At 36.4% G+C, this 1,085-nt stretch carries 1 protein-coding gene; it reads right to left on the bottom strand.

Features of this window, described 5'->3' with window-relative positions; translation table 11 throughout:
* Positions 1 to 520: 520 nt before the first annotated feature.
* Positions 521 to 1,085: CAAD domain-containing protein (locus tag F6K13_RS34435; protein ID WP_287290135.1), on the bottom strand; the 565-nt coding region annotated here is incomplete at its 5' end.

Below are 1,085 nucleotides of genomic sequence, written 5' to 3'. Positions count from 1 at the left end.
AAGCTTGGTTTTAAGTTTTAATAAATCAGATAAATTAATCAGATAAATTAACATTCAATATGATTAACTTCCTGAATATCAAAGGAAAATTGAAAAACGCAACGAAAAACATTATTAGCCCTGATGGCAAATTGCATCAGGGTTGTTTTTTTGTTTGGTAGACCCAAAGATAATCAGAAATTATGTTGAAGATGCAATTTTGCATTTTCCGTCCACTACTGGACTACTGACTGCTGATTGCTTTTTGTTAAAACTCTCCTGCTAAAGCAGCCTTCTATGATGTTTCGGTGCGTTACGCTATCGCTAACGCACCCTACTGGACTACTACTGGACTGATACAGTTAAAATTCTCCTGCTAAAGCAGCAACACAACGTTCACAAATTGTGGGGTCATTTCAGTTATCAGTTATCAGTTATCAGTTACCAGTTGTCAAAAAAAGTCAATCATGCTGACCGCTGACTGCTGACTGCTGACTGCTATTTAAAATTCTCCTGCTAAAGCAGCAACACAACGTTCACATTAAAATTCCCCTGCTAAAGCAGCAACACAACGTTCACAAATTGTGGGGTCTTCTGAAGAAACACCGACATGAGTAGAATAATTCCAACAGCGGTCGCATTTCTCTCCATCTGCTTTGACTACTCCTATTCCTAAAGAGTCTGAAATAGATTTATATTCAAGGTTACTTAAAGCTTCTGCAGACTCTAATAATTCTACTTGGGAAGTAATAAACAGATAACGTAATTCATCAACTCCATTACCAGCTATTTTGGCTTTAATATTATTAGGTTGTTGAGGTAAAGTTTCTGCTTCTACTACTTGTACTTGTGGTACAGGGGTCAAATCCACTTTTTGGGGAGGAAAATAAGCTCCTTCTGGTGAGACTAAAGTTGCTGACTGTTTAACCGTATTATCTGTTGATGTTTTCCGTTTGGGTAATAAAACATCTTTGCCAAATATATCTTCTGTCGTCAATTTAATTTTTTCAGACAGTTTTTGCCGATTTTTAGCAAATAATAGGTCGCCAGTAACAAAGCGAATTGTGTATATAATTCCAACTAATTCCATGATGGAATTAGTTGGA

It is taken from the genome of Okeania sp. SIO2B9 (genome assembly GCF_010672505.1).
Taxonomy (GTDB): Bacteria; Cyanobacteriota; Cyanobacteriia; order Cyanobacteriales; family Microcoleaceae; genus Okeania; species Okeania hirsuta.
This window is presented reverse-complemented; position numbering and strand designations above follow the sequence as displayed.